The sequence below is a fragment of the Pedobacter sandarakinus genome, from assembly GCF_026240095.1.
Classification (GTDB): Bacteria; Bacteroidota; Bacteroidia; order Sphingobacteriales; family Sphingobacteriaceae; genus Pedobacter; species Pedobacter sandarakinus.
In genome coordinates this window covers 431,336-447,550 of the sequence record NZ_JAPIVG010000004.1, presented here as the reverse complement: position 1 = coordinate 447,550, position 16,215 = coordinate 431,336, and the positions used below count along the sequence as shown (strand labels likewise).

Sequence of the window (16,215 nt, the reverse complement as noted above, 5' to 3'; positions counted from 1 at the left end):
TAACCAACTTACTCTACCACCTAGAAATGGTATGGGCCGCTATTCTTTTGGTGCCTTTTTAATGGGATGAACAGGCTGCTCTTCATTCTCTCTTTGTGCTGCCGGATCTTCAGTTTTTGGTGGCCTTACGGGATCTGTATCGTTTTCTTTGCGTACGGTTTTATGGTCAACAGGTTCGCGGCCTTTTGGTACTTCTTCCTGGTAGTTGCTACCAGGGTTATCATTTGTTTCTTTAGGTCCGGTCATGGTATTTGAGTTTTGATATAAATAGAAGCGTTGAAAAGTTCACGCTTCCACTCAATAACAAATGCCTTTAAAGTATTGTTTTATTCACTTTTATTAACAGGCTATCTAACTACCCAACAATCGTTGCCAGAACTAGTTATAGAGCAAATACTTTTTGCGCATTTTCTTGTATGCACTAAGCCCCGGTTCCCAGCTCGCTCTGATCTCTTTTTCACTCTTGCCACCAATTACCTGCGTCCTGAAATCTGCTACACCAACCAACCGCTCTATAGTACCCATTTCTTTGCTTAATTTGGTGTTGAAGAAATCCTCTTTTTTTGGTGAAGCATTGTAGAGTTCTATTAACCAAGAGATATTAATCTGCCCAGATTTTCTGAGTTGTTTTGTATCATAGTTTCTTAAATCTAAGCCATAACAAATCTGGTCTTGAAATAAGGGTGTTTCAGACATTCCCTTAATGCTTTTTGGTATATAATTGAACTCAAATTTTCCCTTAAGATAAGGTGCGCCAACAATGGTAAAAGGGAACATGGTGCCTCTCCCGTGATTTAAGTAGGTACCCTCAAACAAGCATGTTGATGGATAAAGCAAGATAGCCTGTTGTGTATTTAGGTTTGGCGATGGTTTCACAGGTAGGGTATATTCCATACTGTGGTTGTAATTTAAATTTTTGATGATGGTAATTTTGCATTTCAACTTATCTTTTAACCAACCTTCGCCATTCAACATTTGTGCATATTCGCCAACGGTTAATCCATGTGCAATCGGAATCGGTTGTACGCCAATGCCCGACTTAAATTTTGGATCCAAAATAGGTCCGTCGATCAAATATCCGTTAGGATTAGGCCGATCTAGAATAATTAATTCCTTGTTATTTGTGGCACAAGCTTCCATAACATGTTGCAAAGTATTAATGTAAGTGTAAAAGCGAACGCCCACATCCTGAATATCAAAGATCATTATATCAATATCTGCTAAATCTTCTGCAGTAGGTGTGCTGTGCTTGCCATAGAGGGAAACCGCTTTAATTCCTGTTTTCGTGTCAACGGCATCATCTACCTTAACACCCGCACTTGCATCGCCCCTGAAGCCATGCTCTGGTCCGAATATTTTTTGAATTTTAACGCCAAGTTTTAGCAAACTGTCTACCGAAGTTTCTTCCCCAATTACTGAAGTTGGGTTTACTACCATACCTACTCGTTTCCCCTTTAATAGTGGAAGGTATTTTTGTGTTTGTGCAGCACCAGTAAGTATATTGGATGGCAGTTTAAGATTATCTTTAATAAGAAGTTTTCTAGCTTGCGGTTCTTGTCTATTTGTTTCCTGATTGGTAGGTTTTTGTGTTTGTCCACAGGCAGATAAGGCAACCAGGCATCCAACCGCTAGGCTATAGTATTTTTTCATAGATGGATATTTTGTGTTCCAGATATTTATTTCAGCAATGAAAACAATTGCGTACGATAATGATTTACTATTAAGCTGACGCTAATATATTCCAAATATATGCCATTTTTAAAAAGGATTTAAGCATTTTTGCTGTTACATAATTAATAAATTGAATTTCGAATATTTTATAGCGGGGCGTATTGCCATCAAGTCTGAGCGCACATTTTCTAAACTAATTGTGCGCATAGCCATTACCGGGGTAATGCTTAGTCTTGCTGTGATGATTTTATCAATTGCCATCATCAAAGGTTTCAAAACCGAAATTCAAGATAAGGTTCGGGGCTTTTTGGGCGATGTACAGGTTACTCGCTACGACCTTAATAATTCTTTCGAGCATTCTCCATTTATATTGGATGCTAAAACCAATAAACAACTTAAAGATAATCCTGCAATAGATTTCTACTATCCATTTGCAACCAAGCCAGCCATTCTATCAGCAAATAACGAAATTGAAGGTATCAATTTCAAGGGGGTTGATAAGAATTATAATTGGGATTACATTAAAAAGCACATCATTAGCGGCACCATTATCGATTTCAGAGACAGTACAGCGGCCATGCAAGAGCTTTTGGTTTCTAATTATACCGCTAAGCGATTAAAATTAAAAACCGGCGATGATTTTATTATGTATTTTGTTCAAAACCAGTTGCGACCTAGAAAATTTAAGATCGTTGGGGTGTACGATATTGGCGTAGAAGATATCGATAAGGGCTTTGTACTGGGTAACCTGAACATCATTAAGCGCTTAAATAATTGGAAGCCTGATGAGATTGGTGGCATCGAGATTCGCATAAAGAATTTTAAAGAACTGAAACCTGTTTCGGATCAAATTTTCGAAAGTCTTCCGCAGAATCTAAGATCGTTTTCTATTAAAGAAAATTTTCCAAATATTTTTACATGGCTGGGTTTGCTTGATGTAAATACCAATGTATTATTGATTTTAATGTTAGTTGTAGGTGTAATTAACATGGTTACGGCCCTATTGATTATGATTTTAGAACGTACCAACATGATTGGAATGCTCAAATCTTTTGGTGCAAGCAATTGGAGTATCATGAAAATATTCCTATATAATGCTGCTTATCTAATTGGGATCGGACTATTGCTAGGCAACATTCTAGGTTTAGGTTTAGGCTTTCTCCAACAATCTACCCATATATTTAAATTAGATCAGGGATCGTATTTCTTATCCTATGCACCTATAGAATTTCATCTTCTGGATATTGTAGGCTTAAACGTGATAACAGTAGTGGTTTGCCTGACTGTTCTACTCATTCCCTCACTATTGATCAGCAAGGTCTCCCCTTTAAAAGCCATCCGTTTCAAGTAATTTATCATTAGCAAAATAAAAAATGCGGAAGGTGAAATGCACCCCCCGCATCAGATTATTATTATTGAACTTGCCATTATAGCTTCTCTCCATCCAGAGAGAAGACTTATGGCTTTAACTAACCATTCCAAACAGGAATAGAACTAAGAATTTTATAAAATATAATACGAACCTATCGGGGCAAGTGCGGTTTGCGGCTTGTCTTCGTATATTTTGTTATCATCAATCATTTGAAGCAGATCTCGCTCAATGTTTCTACAGATGGTGGTAGTGGGCGTGTCTGTTGGTTTATTTTCAAATGGATCTTGAAGATGAACAGCCATTTTTTCAACAAGTAAAAAGAAGGCGGCAATAGCAATTACAACTGGAACTTCTACATATCCAAAATATTCAATCAACCCAAAAGGCAAAAGCACAATAAATAGGTGAATAGACATGTTGATGTACTTGCTATAAGTTACAGGGAAAACAGTATTTTTGATTCTTTCCGAGCCCCCCATGTGGTTACAGAGTGCGCAGAGCGTTTTGTCGATTTCCACTTGTTGGTACTTATTAATATAACCTTCCATCAATGCTTTCTTCAAATCCATAGCGTGTAATTCTAAAAGTGATGTGGTTACATTGCGTCGTTTCTTAATAAACGCTAACTCCTCTGGCGAGAGGTATTCCTCTAATCCTTTACGTGCATTAAAACCTCTCAAAGCCTGGCTTAATGCATAGCACCAACCAATCTGCCTTTTTATAAAACGCTCTTTAAAACGTTCAACTTCGGGTAAATTATAGGGGTTCTCTACAAAAGACAATATCTGGCGGGAAACGGATCTGGAATCGTTAACTATGGAACCCCAGAGAATCCGGGCTTCCCACCATCTATCGTATGCTTGGTTAGACCTAAAAGCCAGTAACAGAGAAATAATTGTTCCTAATAATGCTGGTACGGCAATAGGAATGGAGATTCGAGTAACATGGAAATTTTGGTATAGCACTACAATTCCAACCGAATATGCAATTACAAAAAGTAATTCTTTCTTGATCTTACCGAATATATAAGTGAGCGGAATATTATTTCGTAACAGCATAATATAATTATTTATGGGTTATAAGTTAAGCGTTAACTGCTGCTAACTTGCGCTCTTCAATTTTCGTATCAATCAGGTTTTCCTGATGATGTAGTGATAAAATATTTAAAGCCAACACCTGGCAACCGCAACGCGATGTTAGCAATTGAGGATCTATACTATACTTATTTATCGTTTTAAACTGATAGTCTTTAGGATAAGCAATATAAGAGATAGCCAGGTTCTCTATAAAGTTCTTGAATGCATAAACTGTACTTCCATAGAAATACTCAATGCCTATGCGCTCTACGCTGGGGTATTGCTGTTTTATATCGTTTAGCTTCTGGTAGAACGTGTCGCTAACGTTTTCGTAATCTCGGCTTCTACGGCTCAACATCAGCATATCTGTAATCGAATCCGACAATTTAAAAGCATGAAAAAAAATGATATTCAGCTTTTCATCAGGCTGGGCATTTACGAGGGCATCAATAATTTTTGTACTTTCTAAGCTAAAGTCGGTTGGTATTAATACTGTTTTCATGGCCAAACTTGTTTAAATAAGGTGGATGTTTATTTATACAAGTATAGGCAGGGCTTATTACAGCGAAATAAGAATAGGATTAAAATGAGATTAGAATTTAGGTGGTTTAGATAAATAATCACCAAGCCAATTATTTAGTTAAAATATGGGAGGATAATTTTGATTTCTGTACCGATGCCTTCCTGCGATTTAATGCCAATACTACCACGGTGCATGCGTATGATGTTTAGCGATAGTGGAAGCCCAACGCCATATCCCTTGTATGCGTTAGTGTTGGATGCTCTGTAAAAAGGCTCGAAAATATGTTGAATGTCTGACTGCGGGATGCCAATTCCCCTATCAGTAACAGCGATGGAAAGGCTTTTGTAATTGTGCGCTATACTAACAGTTACTGGCTGCTCATTTGAATATTTACATGCATTGCTTACCACATTGCTGATGGCAAGTTTGATCAGGTTTTTATTTACCCGTAAAGTTAGCAGTGATTCATCTTCAGGAAGCTCACTAAAATCGACTAAAATCTTACTATTTGGATGTACTTGATTAACAGAGGCTTTAATCTCCCAAAGCAATTCATCCATTCTTACTTCTTCACGTGGCTGGTTTTTACCATTAAAACCAGATTGAGCCAATCCAAGCAAGCTTGTTAATATGTTTTCCAGGCGTTCAGTCTCGCCTTTAATTTTGGATAGTGCTTCATGCTGTTTGCTAACATCCTGATTGGCTTTGAGCGCTAATTCAACCTCGCCGCTGATGACTGTGAGTGGCGTTCTCAACTCGTGTGATGCATTGCTGATGAAGTTGTTTTGGGTTTCAAAAGCGGTTTCCAACCGGTTAAGCATATTATTAAAAGTTTCGGCAAGTTGCGACATCTCATCGCTTCCTTTCTTAACTTCTAAACGCATGTGTAAATTTTCGGCTTTAATTTTCTTTACGCTTCTGATTACTTTTCGTAATGGCGTGAGCATATAATTTGAAAATCTCCATCCCACAATAAATGATAAAAGTATAGATAAGAAGAAGCCAATAATGAGCGTCTTCTGCAGGTCTCTAAGTTCCCTAAACCCAACAGGATCATTTGCGGAAATGACTACAATATAATTTCCTTTAGATGTTTTAAAGAATTTACCGGCATAAAAATGGTTTTCTACTCTATAACGGGCCATTGCTCCGGCACCGATCTTTTTATAGAAACTATTCGGTAGATCTAATTCGAGTCGTGGCAGGGGTTTTCTTGGATCGATGATAAACTCTTTCTCAGAGGGCAGCCGCTCCAGGTAACGGTTGCGCATAGTAGCATAAGCTGTGTTATTATCGTCTTCGTATAATTTTAATTGGGCTGCAATGTTAACCCTGGCTTCCAGTCGCTTATAAAAATCTTCAAAAGCAAACTCATTAGAGAAATACCACACAAAGCCACTCAGCAATGATATAATGACTGCAGATAGGATAGCGAAAAGAAGGGTAATTTTTTTAGCTATCTGCATTATTTTTCTTTAAGTACATAGCCCAAACCCACTGCGGTATGAATTAACTTTTGAGTGGCATTTTTATCTATTTTCTTTCTTAGATAGTTTACATAAACATCTACCACATTAGTTCCAAGGTTAAAATCGATATCCCATACGTGTTCAAGAATATCTATGCGTGAAAGAATTTTGCCTTTATTTTTCGCAAGATAAGCGAGTAAGCGATATTCTGTAGCAGTAACCGCAATTTCAATATTGTTTCTTTTAACCGTTTTTGCACTTAAATTGATCTGGAGATCTGCAATGTTAATAATTTGATCTCCATTTACCTGCCCGCTATATCGCCTAAGCAACATTCTTATTCGTGCAAAAAGCTCGGCAAATTTGAAAGGTTTGATCAGGTAATCATCTGCACCATTGTCAAGCCCGTTTACTACATTCTCTGTAGTACCTAAAGCTGTGAGCATAATAATTGGTGTACTTGGTTTCACTTCTTTTACCATTCTGCACAACTCCAAGCCATTTATTCCTGGTAGCATAATATCTAGAATGATTAGGTCGAAATGATTTTCCAAAGCCATTTGCTTACCAACGTTGCCATCGGGCGCAATGCTAACAATAAAACCTTCGTCGGTTAAACCTCTCGAAATTATCGATACCACATTTGGCTCGTCTTCTACTAGTAACAAATTCATTTAAGCACAAATAATCGTAAAAATTACCAAATTACAAAATGTAATTCGACGGCCGTGGTGGTTTTTAATATTTCTTAACGGCGTAAGTAATCATTTGTTTGACGCACAAATTCTTTATTCACAATAAAGAGGCTATACTACAGGTAAATAAGATTTTCGAAATAAATCTTTTGATGCAGATTTTGGCTGATGAGTAATTGTTGCCAGGCTAAGCTTGTCGAAGACTTTTTTATGGCGCTTCAACAAGCTTAACATAACAATTGCTGGAGTTATTTTGGGTAATCACCAGCAGAAATTACCTTTTATAAAACCGCTAATATTGCAAAGAAACATTACATTTTTTGCTCTGATTTTTCTTTTAATCCCTTAAGGCCGTTTTCGAAATCCTTGCCAACCATTTTATCCATGCTCACAAAAACGCACATCCATTTGCCAATCATGTTATTGGTGCCACTCATTGTCCAGGTAACTTTGTTGCTAGTACCCTGGGGCAATATCTCAAATTTTGTGTCTGCCATGCTTTCAAACGGCTCGATAAATTTCAAATCCATGTCAATCATTTTGTTGGTTTCTAATGATTTGATTTTCATGTAACCCGATCCCGTTTCATTGCCCTTCCAATCATACTGATGGCCAATGCTCTCGGGAGCGCCTTCAAATGAAACCTTTGCCGATGTCTCCATCTTAGCCCATGGATTCCACTTGTAGAATTCGCGGAAGTCGGCTACATTTTTATAGATTACACTGTCGGGTGCATCTACAATTATTGATCTGGTTACAACGTAAGTTTTTGGTAGTAAGAATGATCCTACCACGAATATTATTGCTAATACTGCAACAATACCTAGTAATACTTTTAAAATTTTCATGTTTGTTTATTTGGTAACTAAAAATAATGATAAAGACCTATAAACAAGAAAGTTGTTAATTAATTTCTTTTGTGTAAAGAAGGGTATTAAACCTACGAATGAACTAAATCGGCCAAAGATTGTGCTTTCGGCATAGTTATATCCGCATTTTATCCATAAACCATTTCATTCACAGTTTCTGAAAAAAATTTTTACAGGCCTCGAATTCCAGCGCATTAAAGATTTTTCGCCTAAAGCGAAATGTGTGGGCATCGAATTTAGTTTACAACCCGCTTTTCCAAAAGCACACGATCACCGCAAGCATACACCCGAGCTAAAAGATGGGTTCAATCAGCCTAAGCTTTACCTGTGAAAATAATTCCGATTTAGCAATCATTTTAATGCCTTGATAGAAGTTATCACCAGCTGGATGAGATCTTTCTTCTGATATCACTTTTTACAAGAACGGTATTTCGCTGTGCATCAAATATCAATCAAAAATTGATTACACTCATTTAATTAAATTACTTAAAAAGCTTTAAGCTAAGTTTTTTGTAATGAATGATTGCTTGATGTTCCATTAGAATATCGCCACCAATAATACAAGCAATGGGAGGATGGCCAAACTGCTGGTAAGTATCACTAACCGATTGCAGATCGAAGGCAACTGTTTCGTAATTTTTAAGTTTTAGTGAGCCAAGCTTAAAATTGGGGATGGTGGCCTGAATAGTTGTGGTGGTGGTAAAAAGCGTGGCTGCATTAATTTCATCAGAAACATGCAGCGTGCCCGCGAGGTGCGTTTCGATCAGCTTCTTATCGAAAACTGTTCTCGATGCGCCCGTATCTAAAACAGCAAAGTGCTTTTCTTTGAAAACAACAACTTCCACCAGCAGGTGGAAGCCATCGTCTTGTAAATTAATCAATCGTAATGGAATTGATATTCGTTTCTTTTCTTTGGCCATTAAGCAAGGCAGATTAAATGAGGTTCATTTCTGCCAAAACACTATTCATATTTCTTACTGCTTCGGCACTTTTATTAAAAGCGGCTTGCTCATCATTGGTCAGCTTAAAATCGATAATTTTCTCCCAGCCGTTACGCCCAATAATTACAGGAACGCCTAAACAGATATCTTGTTGTCCATATTCTCCATCTAGTGATACGCAGCATGTGAAAAGTTTCTTTTCATCTCTCAAAATGGCTTCAACCAACGCTGCGCCTGCCGCCCCTGGTGCATACCATGCTGAGGTTCCAATAAGCCCGGTTAAAGTTGCTCCACCAACCATTGTATCGGCAGCAACCTTATCCAGCGTAGCCGCATCAAGCAAATTGCTTACAGGCAAGCTTTGGTAAGTCGCTAAACGTGTTAACGGAATCATTGTGGTATCGCCATGGCCGCCAATTACAAAACCTTGCAAATCGTTAGGGTTACAATTTAAGGCTTTTGATAGGTAGAACTTAAATCTTGAACTATCCAGCGTGCCACCCATGCCAATGATTCGGTTTTTAGGTAAGCCCAAAGATTTTAGTGCCAAGTAAGTCATCGTATCCATTGGATTGCTGATGATGATAAAAATAGCCTCTGGAGAAAACTTTAAAATATTTTCTGCAACACCTTTAACAATTCCGGCGTTAATGCCAATAAGCTCCTCACGGGTCATTCCAGGTTTCCTCGGTAAACCAGATGTAATTACAACTACATCAGATCCGGCTGTCTTACTGTAGTCGTTAGTAACTCCAGTAATATTGGTATCAAATCCTAAAAGCGTGGCCGTTTGCATCATGTCGATGGCTTTGCCTTCTGCAAACCCTTCTTTAATATCTAATAAAACAAGCTCATTTGCTAATTCTTTACGTGCAATGTTATCTGCACAAGTTGCGCCTACTGCGCCTGCTCCTACAACCGTTACTTTCATATATCTATATTTTATGGTTTGCTGTTAATCACCTATCGAAGGTATAAATAAATATAGGGTTTAAAAACCCTTTTGAAAACTTTCTAACTATCAAAATGTTATGTTGTTAAATGTTTTATGAAAGCTACATCTGCTAAAATTTATTGTTTTTCATTACTTGTTATAATTGCTTTTGGGTTTTCTTCATTTAAACAATCTACTGTTTTTTTTAGTGTCGATAACAGACCGGTAGAGAAAATTAACTTAGAGAAATTTCAAGGTGAATGGTATTCGTTAACGAGTATTCCTACTTTCTTAGATAAGAAGTGGCGACAGACTATAGAAAACTATACGCTCAAGTCCGACCATTTTGATGTACTTACCACTTATCATAAAATCGGAAATCCCGAACAGCAATCGATTAAATCAAAATTATTTTTTTATCCTGATAAGGCCGCCGGAGAAATGAAAGCCCAGTTTGTTTGGCCAGTCAAAGTTGGCTATCGCATTATTGAGCTTCCAGAAGACTATAGCTACGTTGTTATTGGCCACCCGAACCTAAAATATCTTTTCATCATGTCTCGAAAACCATTATTAGGAAAAGAATTGATGGATCAGATTATAAAACGATGTGCCGAGAGGGGATACGCGGTAACAAAACTGGTTAGCCAAGAACACTAATAAAATTTATAATTATCAAGAAATATTATATTATGGAAAATAAACCCGTTTCAAATTTAGATTTACAGGCCTTTGAAGGCAAATGGTACTCGCTATATTCTATTCCAACTTTAATGGATAAAAATTGGAAGCAAACAACGGAAACGTACACGCTTAAGACTGATGATCATTTCGATGTATTAACAACCTATCATAAAGATGGTAAACCCGAAGAGAAAACAATCACTTCAAAATTGTTTTTTTATGATGATAAGGCTGACGGCGAAATGAAAGCGCAGTTCTTATGGCCTTTCAAAATTGGTTATTGGATCATTGAAATTGATGAAGCTTATAGCTATGTTGTAGTTGGCCATCCAGATGAAAAATACTTATTTATTATGGCTAGAGAACCTAAAATGGAAGCAGACTTGCTTGCTGATATTATAGAGCGCTGCAGACAGAAAGGTTATAATGTAAGTGAATTGGTTAGCCAGGAACATTTTTAAGGTTGTTCGTAAACGGTTTGTCAATTTTTGATCTAAGCCTAACATCGTTATCATACTATTGTTAATCGAATAATAAAATTTAAAAAGACATGAAAGTATTGATGATATTGACATCGCATAGCGAACTTGGAAATACTGGGGAAAAGACAGGATTTTGGATTGAAGAATTTGCCGCACCTTATTATGTGCTGGCAGACGCTGGAGTAGCGATTACTGTTGCTTCTCCCAAGGGTGGTCAACCACCAATTGACCCAAAAAGTGATGCGCCAGATGCACAAACCGAGGCCACTAAAAGATTCAAGGCAGATAACAAATTAAAGGATATTCTAGCGAATACCGTAAAGCTGAGCGAGGTAAATGACCAGGATTTCGATGCAGTTTTCTATCCAGGCGGACATGGGCCACTTTGGGATTTGGCTAATGATGAAAAGTCAATTAAGTTGATTGAAGATTTCTACCAGGCAGAAAAGCCTATAGCATTTGTTTGCCATGCACCAGGTGTGCTTATCAAAGTGAAAGATGCAAGTGGCGAACCCCTTGTTAAAGGAAAGGAAGTTACCGGATTTTCAAACACTGAAGAAGATGCCGTGAAATTGACAGATGTAGTTCCGTTCTTATTGGAAGATGAATTGAAAAATTTAGGTGCCAATTATACCAAAGGTGCAGACTGGAGTTCTTATGTGAAAAAAGATGGCCTGCTCATTACCGGCCAAAACCCGGGGTCTTCAGAGGAAGCGGCCAAAGTTTTATTAAATACCTTGAAATAATTAAACCATATTGGTTCTTAGAAAGGCTAAAGCATTCAGTTGTTTTAGCCTTTTTTTTGTAATAGTGTCGACACGATAAGGTAAGCCAAATTACTTTTTGTTGATAAAATAACCATAGCATCCAATTTCAAATTCCCTACTTTTGAAAAACCGTGATGATGCTGCAACGGCTAATTCTTTTTAACACACTATGTATTTAATTTTCGATACTGAAACCACGGGTTTGCCTCGTAACTATAATGCACCTATTACCGATACCGATAATTGGCCGCGTTGTATTCAAATTGCCTGGCAGCTACACGATGAGATGGGAAGGATGGTGGAACATCAAGATTATTTGGTTAAGCCAGAGGGTTTTAATATTCCGTACGATGCTGAGCGCATTCACGGAATTTCTACCGAATTGGCAGCTGAGCAGGGCGTAGCTTTGGCAGAGGTGTTATCGAAATTTAGTATGGCGCTTTCTAAATCCAAGTTCATCGTGGGCCAGAATGTAGGCTTCGATGTAAACATTATGGGTTGTGAGTTTTATCGTTTCGGCATCGAAAATCATCTGGCAGAGATGCCGGTTTTAGATACCTGTACAGAAATCACCGCCGATTTACTGAAACTTCCCGGCGGTAGGGGGGGCAGATTTAAATTGCCCACTTTAACAGAGTTGCACGGCTACCTTTTTGGAGTGCCATTCAACGAAGCCCACAATGCTACAGCCGATGTAGAAGCCACTACGCGATGCTTTTTAGAGCTCATCAAAAAAGAAGTTTTCAAAAAGGAAGAACTTCTTGTAGACGCTGAGTATTTTCCACGTTTTAGGGAGTTTAACCCGGGCGCTATCCCGAGTTTTGGTATCCAGCATATTAATCTCAAAGCTGCGTCTGATGAAATTCGCAAACGCCTTCAAAAAGAAGAGGGTGGGGGTGTGTCTAAACAAGAGTTAGCCAACAATAAGCAAGAGCTAGCCGCTGCTACATTCGTGCATCTTCACAACCACACCCAATTTTCAGTTTTGCAGAGTACCATTAGCATCCCTGCACTGGTAAAGGCAGCGGCATCTTTAAAGATGCCAGCCGTAGCCATGACGGATCATGCCAATATGATGGGTGCTTTTCATTTCGTGAACAACGTACTCAACCATAATAAAGCTGCAGAGGCGAAAAATGCAGCCGCTATTGAGGCTGGCGAACGGCCTACCGAAGTAATCATGACGCCCATTGTTGGGGTTGAATTCTTTGTATGTGATAATCACCTCGATAGAACTGCAAAAGATAATGGATACCAAATGGTGTTGCTGGCCAAAAACAAAAATGGCTACCATAATTTGGCCAAGATGTCGTCAATTGCTTATACTAAAGGGTTTTACTATGTGCCCCGTATCGATAGGCAGGTAATCGAGCAATATAAAGACGATATTATTGTGTTATCTGGAAACCTTTCTGGCGAAATTTCTAACAAAATCTTAAACATGGGCGAAAACCAGGCAGAGGAGGCGCTGCTATGGTGGAAAGCTCAGTTTGGCGATGATTTCTACATAGAGGTTATGCGCCATAATCAGGAAGACGAAGATCGGGTAAATACCGCATTGATTGCTTTATCGAAAAAGCATGAGGTAAAGCTGGTAGCCACCAACAATACCTATTACATCAATAAAAAAGATGCTAATGCACACGATATTTTACTTTGTGTAAAAGATGGCGAGAAACAGGCAACCCCTATTGGTCGTGGTCGCGGCTACCGTTATGGCTTGCCTAATCAAGAATACTATTTCAAGTCTGGTGATGAAATGAAGGCGCTTTTCGCCGATTTGCCAGAGGCAATTTTAAACATACAGGAAATTGTTGATAAAATTGAAACTTACAAGCTTGCTCGCGAAGTATTATTGCCAAAATTCGATATTCCTGAGCAATTCCTGGTTCCTGAAGATGAACTCGATGGTGGCAAAAGGGGGGAGAATAAATTCTTAAGACATTTAACATACGAAGGTGCTAAAATCAGGTATGGGGAACTTACTCCACCAGTAATCGAACGCTTAGATTTTGAATTGGCTACCATAGAAAAGACAGGCTACCCGGGTTATTTTTTAATTGTTCAGGATTTTATTGCCGAAGCACGGCGGAGAGATGTATCAGTAGGCCCCGGCCGTGGTTCTGCTGCTGGCTCTGTGGTGGCTTATTGCTTATGGATCACCAACATCGACCCTATAAAATACGATTTGCTTTTTGAGCGTTTTCTAAATCCAGATCGTGTTTCGATGCCCGATATCGATATCGACTTTGATGATGAAGGTCGTGGAAGGGTAATGGAATATGTAATCAATAAATATGGTTCCAGTCAGGTAGCCCAAATTATTACTTATGGCACCATGGCTGCCAAGTCTTCTATTCGGGATACAGCGAGGGTGTTAGATTTGCCATTGTTCGAGGCCGATAAAATTGCCAAACTCATTCCTAATATGAAGTTAGCGAAGATCTTCAACCTCGATGAAAAGAGTTTAAAGGATGCGCTTCGCCCAGATGAGTATGAACGTGTTGTTGAATTAAAAAACCTTGGTGGTTTAAAAGATTTAAGTGCAGAAACCATTCAGCAGGCACAGGTTCTGGAGGGTTCTTTGAGAAATACCGGTATCCATGCCTGTGGCGTAATCATTACCCCGAGTGATATTACGAATTTTGTTCCCGTTGCAACAGCTAAAGACTCTGATCTTTATGTAACCCAATTTGACAACTCTGTTGTAGAAAGTGCTGGCTTACTAAAGATGGATTTCCTAGGCTTAAAAACCCTTACGCTTATTAAAGACACGGTGAAGTTGGTTAAGAAAAGACATGGTATCGAATTAAATCCAGATAATTTTCCTATTGATGACGTCATGACTTACGAGCTTTTCCAGCGAGGTGAGACCATTGGTATTTTTCAGTATGAAAGTCCTGGAATGCAGAAATACATGAAAGAGCTGAAACCAACCGTTTTCGACGATTTAATCGCCATGAATGCCTTGTATCGCCCAGGCCCGATGGAGTATATTCCTAGCTTCGTACGGCGCAAGAATGGTGAAGAAGAAATTCAGTACGATTTGGATGCCTGCGAAGAATACCTTAAAGAAACATACGGGATCACCGTTTACCAAGAGCAGGTGATGCTTTTATCGCAAAAACTAGCAGGCTTTACCAAAGGTGAGGCAGATGTTTTGCGGAAAGCTATGGGTAAGAAACAGAAAGATGTTCTGGATAAAATGAAACCCAAGTTTGTAAAACAAGCGGCAGAAAAGGGACATGATGCCACTACATTAGAAAAAATCTGGAAAGATTGGGAAGCTTTTGCATCCTATGCATTTAATAAATCGCACTCTACCTGTTATGCATGGATTGCTTACCAAACAGCTTATTTAAAAGCACATTACCCGGCAGAGTATATGGCTGCTGTGCTTTCAAATAACATGAGCGACATTAAACAGGTAGCGTTTTTTATGGAGGAATGTAGGCAAATGGGCGTAACCGTATTGGGTCCAGATGTTAACGAATCTGATTTGAAATTCTCTGTAAATCAAAAGGGAGAGGTACGGTTTGGCATGTCGGCGGTTAAAGGTGTTGGCGAGAAAGCGGTAGAAAGTATTATTGAAGAACGCTTGAGCAATGGCGCCTACCAGTCGGTGTACGATTTTGCCAAGCGATCTAACACGCGTATTGTAAATAAGAAAGCTTACGAAAGTTTCGTCTACAGCGGTGCATTTGATGCGTTTGGCGGGCATAGGGCGCAATATTTCTACATTGGTCCCCATGATAAAATGAATGGAATCGAAAAAATTATCAAGTTTGCCAACGACTTCCAAAACAATGAAAGTACATCTCAGGGATCGCTGTTTGGAGGCTCTAAGGCCGATTTAATTTTGGAACCTTCGTTGCCGGTTTCGCCAGAGTGGGCACTAATGGATCGTTTAAAGTATGAAAAAGACGCCATTGGGATTTTTCTCTCTGGCCATCCTTTAGACAACTATAAACTTGAACTCGATCGCTTTTGTACCCATAATGTAAAGCAGCTGAGCATTATTAATAAAGTGCGCATGGGCGATAGCAACGAAGAGGTACTTGCAGAATTTGATAAACTTAAAAATCGCGAACTTTGCGTAGGCGGCTTGGTTGTTTCTGCATCTCAACGAATCACGAAAACAGGTAAGCCCTTTGGTACCTTCGTTTTTGAAGATTATGACGATGCCTGCGAAATGGCCCTGTTTGGAGAAGACTTTCTAAAGTTTAAGTCCTTTTTAACAGAAGGGTATTTCTTGCAGATAAGGGGACGAGTTGGCGAGCGTTTTGGCAAGGCAGGCGATTGGGAATTTAAAATCACGGCCATTAACCTCATGTCTGAACTTCGAGATAAGTTAACCAAAAGTTTAACCATTCAGGTACCTATAGAAAGGGTAAATGATGAGCTTATGCGGGAAATCGAAGCCATACTTGCAGACAATAAGGCAAATACCGAACAGCAAAACTGTCAGTTAAATTTTGCTGTATTCGATAATGAGAAACAAATCATGTTAGACTTGCCTTCGAAAAATCTGAGGATTAATCCCAATAACAAGTTCTTAGAACAATTGCTGGGGTTGAATGTTGTGAATTATAAGCTTAACTAGCGCTGTCCTATCATTTTATTAAAGAAGCAATATGTTTTAGGCAAATAGATGGGGGAAGGTGCTTAGTGCTTCATGATGCTTCAAACGTTTAACTAATGTCAAATTGACATTACAGATGTGTTGGCATTGCAA

At 38.7% G+C, this 16,215-nt stretch carries 14 protein-coding genes; 5 read left to right on the top strand and 9 right to left on the bottom strand.

Going from position 1 to position 16,215, the window contains the following annotated elements:
- Positions 1-39: 39 nt before the first annotated feature.
- Positions 40-246, bottom strand: coding sequence for a hypothetical protein (locus OQ268_RS13430; protein WP_265856722.1), 207 nt, complete (start codon positions 244-246; stop codon positions 40-42).
- 132 nt (positions 247-378) lie between these two features.
- A complete protein-coding gene (locus OQ268_RS13425; protein WP_265856720.1) occupies positions 379-1,650 on the bottom strand; it encodes an exo-beta-N-acetylmuramidase NamZ family protein in 1,272 nt (423 codons plus the stop codon).
- A 151-nt stretch (positions 1,651-1,801) separates the two neighbouring features.
- Here OQ268_RS13425 and OQ268_RS13420 point away from each other — a divergent pair, with 151 nt between their 5' ends.
- Positions 1,802-3,022: an ABC transporter permease gene (locus tag OQ268_RS13420; RefSeq protein ID WP_265856718.1), complete on the top strand. Its 1,221-nt coding sequence runs from the start codon at positions 1,802-1,804 to the stop codon at positions 3,020-3,022.
- Between the two features lie 152 nt (positions 3,023-3,174).
- On the opposite strand, the gene OQ268_RS13415 is transcribed toward OQ268_RS13420, so the two are convergent.
- The 7 genes from OQ268_RS13415 to mdh all read right to left on the bottom strand — a co-directional run bounded on the left by OQ268_RS13415 (position 3,175) and on the right by mdh (position 9,547).
- On the bottom strand, positions 3,175-4,101 hold the full coding sequence (locus OQ268_RS13415; RefSeq protein WP_265856716.1) for a bestrophin family protein: 927 nt from the start codon (positions 4,099-4,101) through the stop codon (positions 3,175-3,177).
- Between the two features lie 25 nt (positions 4,102-4,126).
- On the bottom strand, positions 4,127-4,621 hold the full coding sequence (locus tag OQ268_RS13410) for a hypothetical protein (protein WP_265856714.1): 495 nt from the start codon (positions 4,619-4,621) through the stop codon (positions 4,127-4,129).
- Positions 4,622-4,755: 134 nt separating this feature from the next.
- Complete coding sequence (locus tag OQ268_RS13405; protein ID WP_265856713.1) at positions 4,756-6,108, bottom strand: sensor histidine kinase; 1,353 nt, start codon at positions 6,106-6,108, stop codon at positions 4,756-4,758.
- A complete protein-coding gene (locus OQ268_RS13400; protein ID WP_265856712.1) occupies positions 6,108-6,785 on the bottom strand; it encodes a response regulator transcription factor in 678 nt (225 codons plus the stop codon). The genes OQ268_RS13405 and OQ268_RS13400 overlap by 1 nt, the downstream gene beginning before the upstream one ends.
- Positions 6,786-7,117: 332 nt before the next feature.
- Positions 7,118-7,654, bottom strand: a complete 537-nt coding sequence (locus OQ268_RS13395; protein ID WP_265856711.1) for an SRPBCC family protein — start codon at positions 7,652-7,654, stop codon at positions 7,118-7,120.
- A gap of 503 nt (positions 7,655-8,157) precedes the next feature.
- On the bottom strand, positions 8,158-8,595 hold the full coding sequence (locus tag OQ268_RS13390) for an aspartyl protease family protein (RefSeq protein ID WP_265856710.1): 438 nt from the start codon (positions 8,593-8,595) through the stop codon (positions 8,158-8,160).
- Between the two features lie 13 nt (positions 8,596-8,608).
- On the bottom strand, positions 8,609-9,547 hold the full coding sequence (gene mdh, locus OQ268_RS13385; RefSeq protein ID WP_265856708.1) for a malate dehydrogenase: 939 nt from the start codon (positions 9,545-9,547) through the stop codon (positions 8,609-8,611).
- A 117-nt stretch (positions 9,548-9,664) separates the two neighbouring features.
- On the opposite strand from mdh, the gene OQ268_RS13380 reads away from it, so the two are divergent.
- The 4 genes from OQ268_RS13380 (at position 9,665) to dnaE (ending at position 16,083) form a co-directional block, all read left to right on the top strand.
- Entirely contained in the window at positions 9,665-10,207 is a 543-nt protein-coding gene (locus OQ268_RS13380; RefSeq protein WP_265856706.1) for a lipocalin family protein, read from the top strand.
- A 32-nt stretch (positions 10,208-10,239) separates the two neighbouring features.
- Positions 10,240-10,692 carry a lipocalin family protein gene (locus tag OQ268_RS13375; RefSeq protein WP_265856705.1) on the top strand — a complete coding sequence of 151 codons (453 nt, stop codon included), beginning with the start codon at positions 10,240-10,242 and terminating at the stop codon, positions 10,690-10,692.
- A gap of 89 nt (positions 10,693-10,781) precedes the next feature.
- Positions 10,782-11,459, top strand: coding sequence for a type 1 glutamine amidotransferase domain-containing protein (locus OQ268_RS13370; protein ID WP_265856704.1), 678 nt, complete (start codon positions 10,782-10,784; stop codon positions 11,457-11,459).
- Between the two features lie 190 nt (positions 11,460-11,649).
- Positions 11,650-16,083: a DNA polymerase III subunit alpha gene (gene dnaE / locus OQ268_RS13365; RefSeq protein ID WP_265856702.1), complete on the top strand. Its 4,434-nt coding sequence runs from the start codon at positions 11,650-11,652 to the stop codon at positions 16,081-16,083.
- Positions 16,084-16,215: the final 132 nt, after the last annotated feature.

Coding starts and splice junctions, on each gene's coding strand:
- OQ268_RS13430 (WP_265856722.1), bottom strand. CDS start 246: ATGACCGGACCTAAAGAAACAAATGATAACCCTGGTAGCAACTACCAG.
- OQ268_RS13425 (WP_265856720.1), bottom strand. CDS start 1,650: ATGAAAAAATACTATAGCCTAGCGGTTGGATGCCTGGTTGCCTTATCT.
- OQ268_RS13415 (WP_265856716.1), bottom strand. CDS start 4,101: ATGCTGTTACGAAATAATATTCCGCTCACTTATATATTCGGTAAGATC.
- OQ268_RS13410 (WP_265856714.1), bottom strand. CDS start 4,621: ATGAAAACAGTATTAATACCAACCGACTTTAGCTTAGAAAGTACAAAA.
- OQ268_RS13405 (WP_265856713.1), bottom strand. CDS start 6,108: ATGCAGATAGCTAAAAAAATTACCCTTCTTTTCGCTATCCTATCTGCA.
- OQ268_RS13400 (WP_265856712.1), bottom strand. CDS start 6,785: ATGAATTTGTTACTAGTAGAAGACGAGCCAAATGTGGTATCGATAATT.
- OQ268_RS13395 (WP_265856711.1), bottom strand. CDS start 7,654: ATGAAAATTTTAAAAGTATTACTAGGTATTGTTGCAGTATTAGCAATA.
- OQ268_RS13390 (WP_265856710.1), bottom strand. CDS start 8,595: ATGGCCAAAGAAAAGAAACGAATATCAATTCCATTACGATTGATTAAT.
- mdh (WP_265856708.1), bottom strand. CDS start 9,547: ATGAAAGTAACGGTTGTAGGAGCAGGCGCAGTAGGCGCAACTTGTGCA.
- OQ268_RS13380 (WP_265856706.1), top strand. CDS start 9,665: ATGAAAGCTACATCTGCTAAAATTTATTGTTTTTCATTACTTGTTATA.
- OQ268_RS13375 (WP_265856705.1), top strand. CDS start 10,240: ATGGAAAATAAACCCGTTTCAAATTTAGATTTACAGGCCTTTGAAGGC.
- OQ268_RS13370 (WP_265856704.1), top strand. CDS start 10,782: ATGAAAGTATTGATGATATTGACATCGCATAGCGAACTTGGAAATACT.
- dnaE (WP_265856702.1), top strand. CDS start 11,650: ATGTATTTAATTTTCGATACTGAAACCACGGGTTTGCCTCGTAACTAT.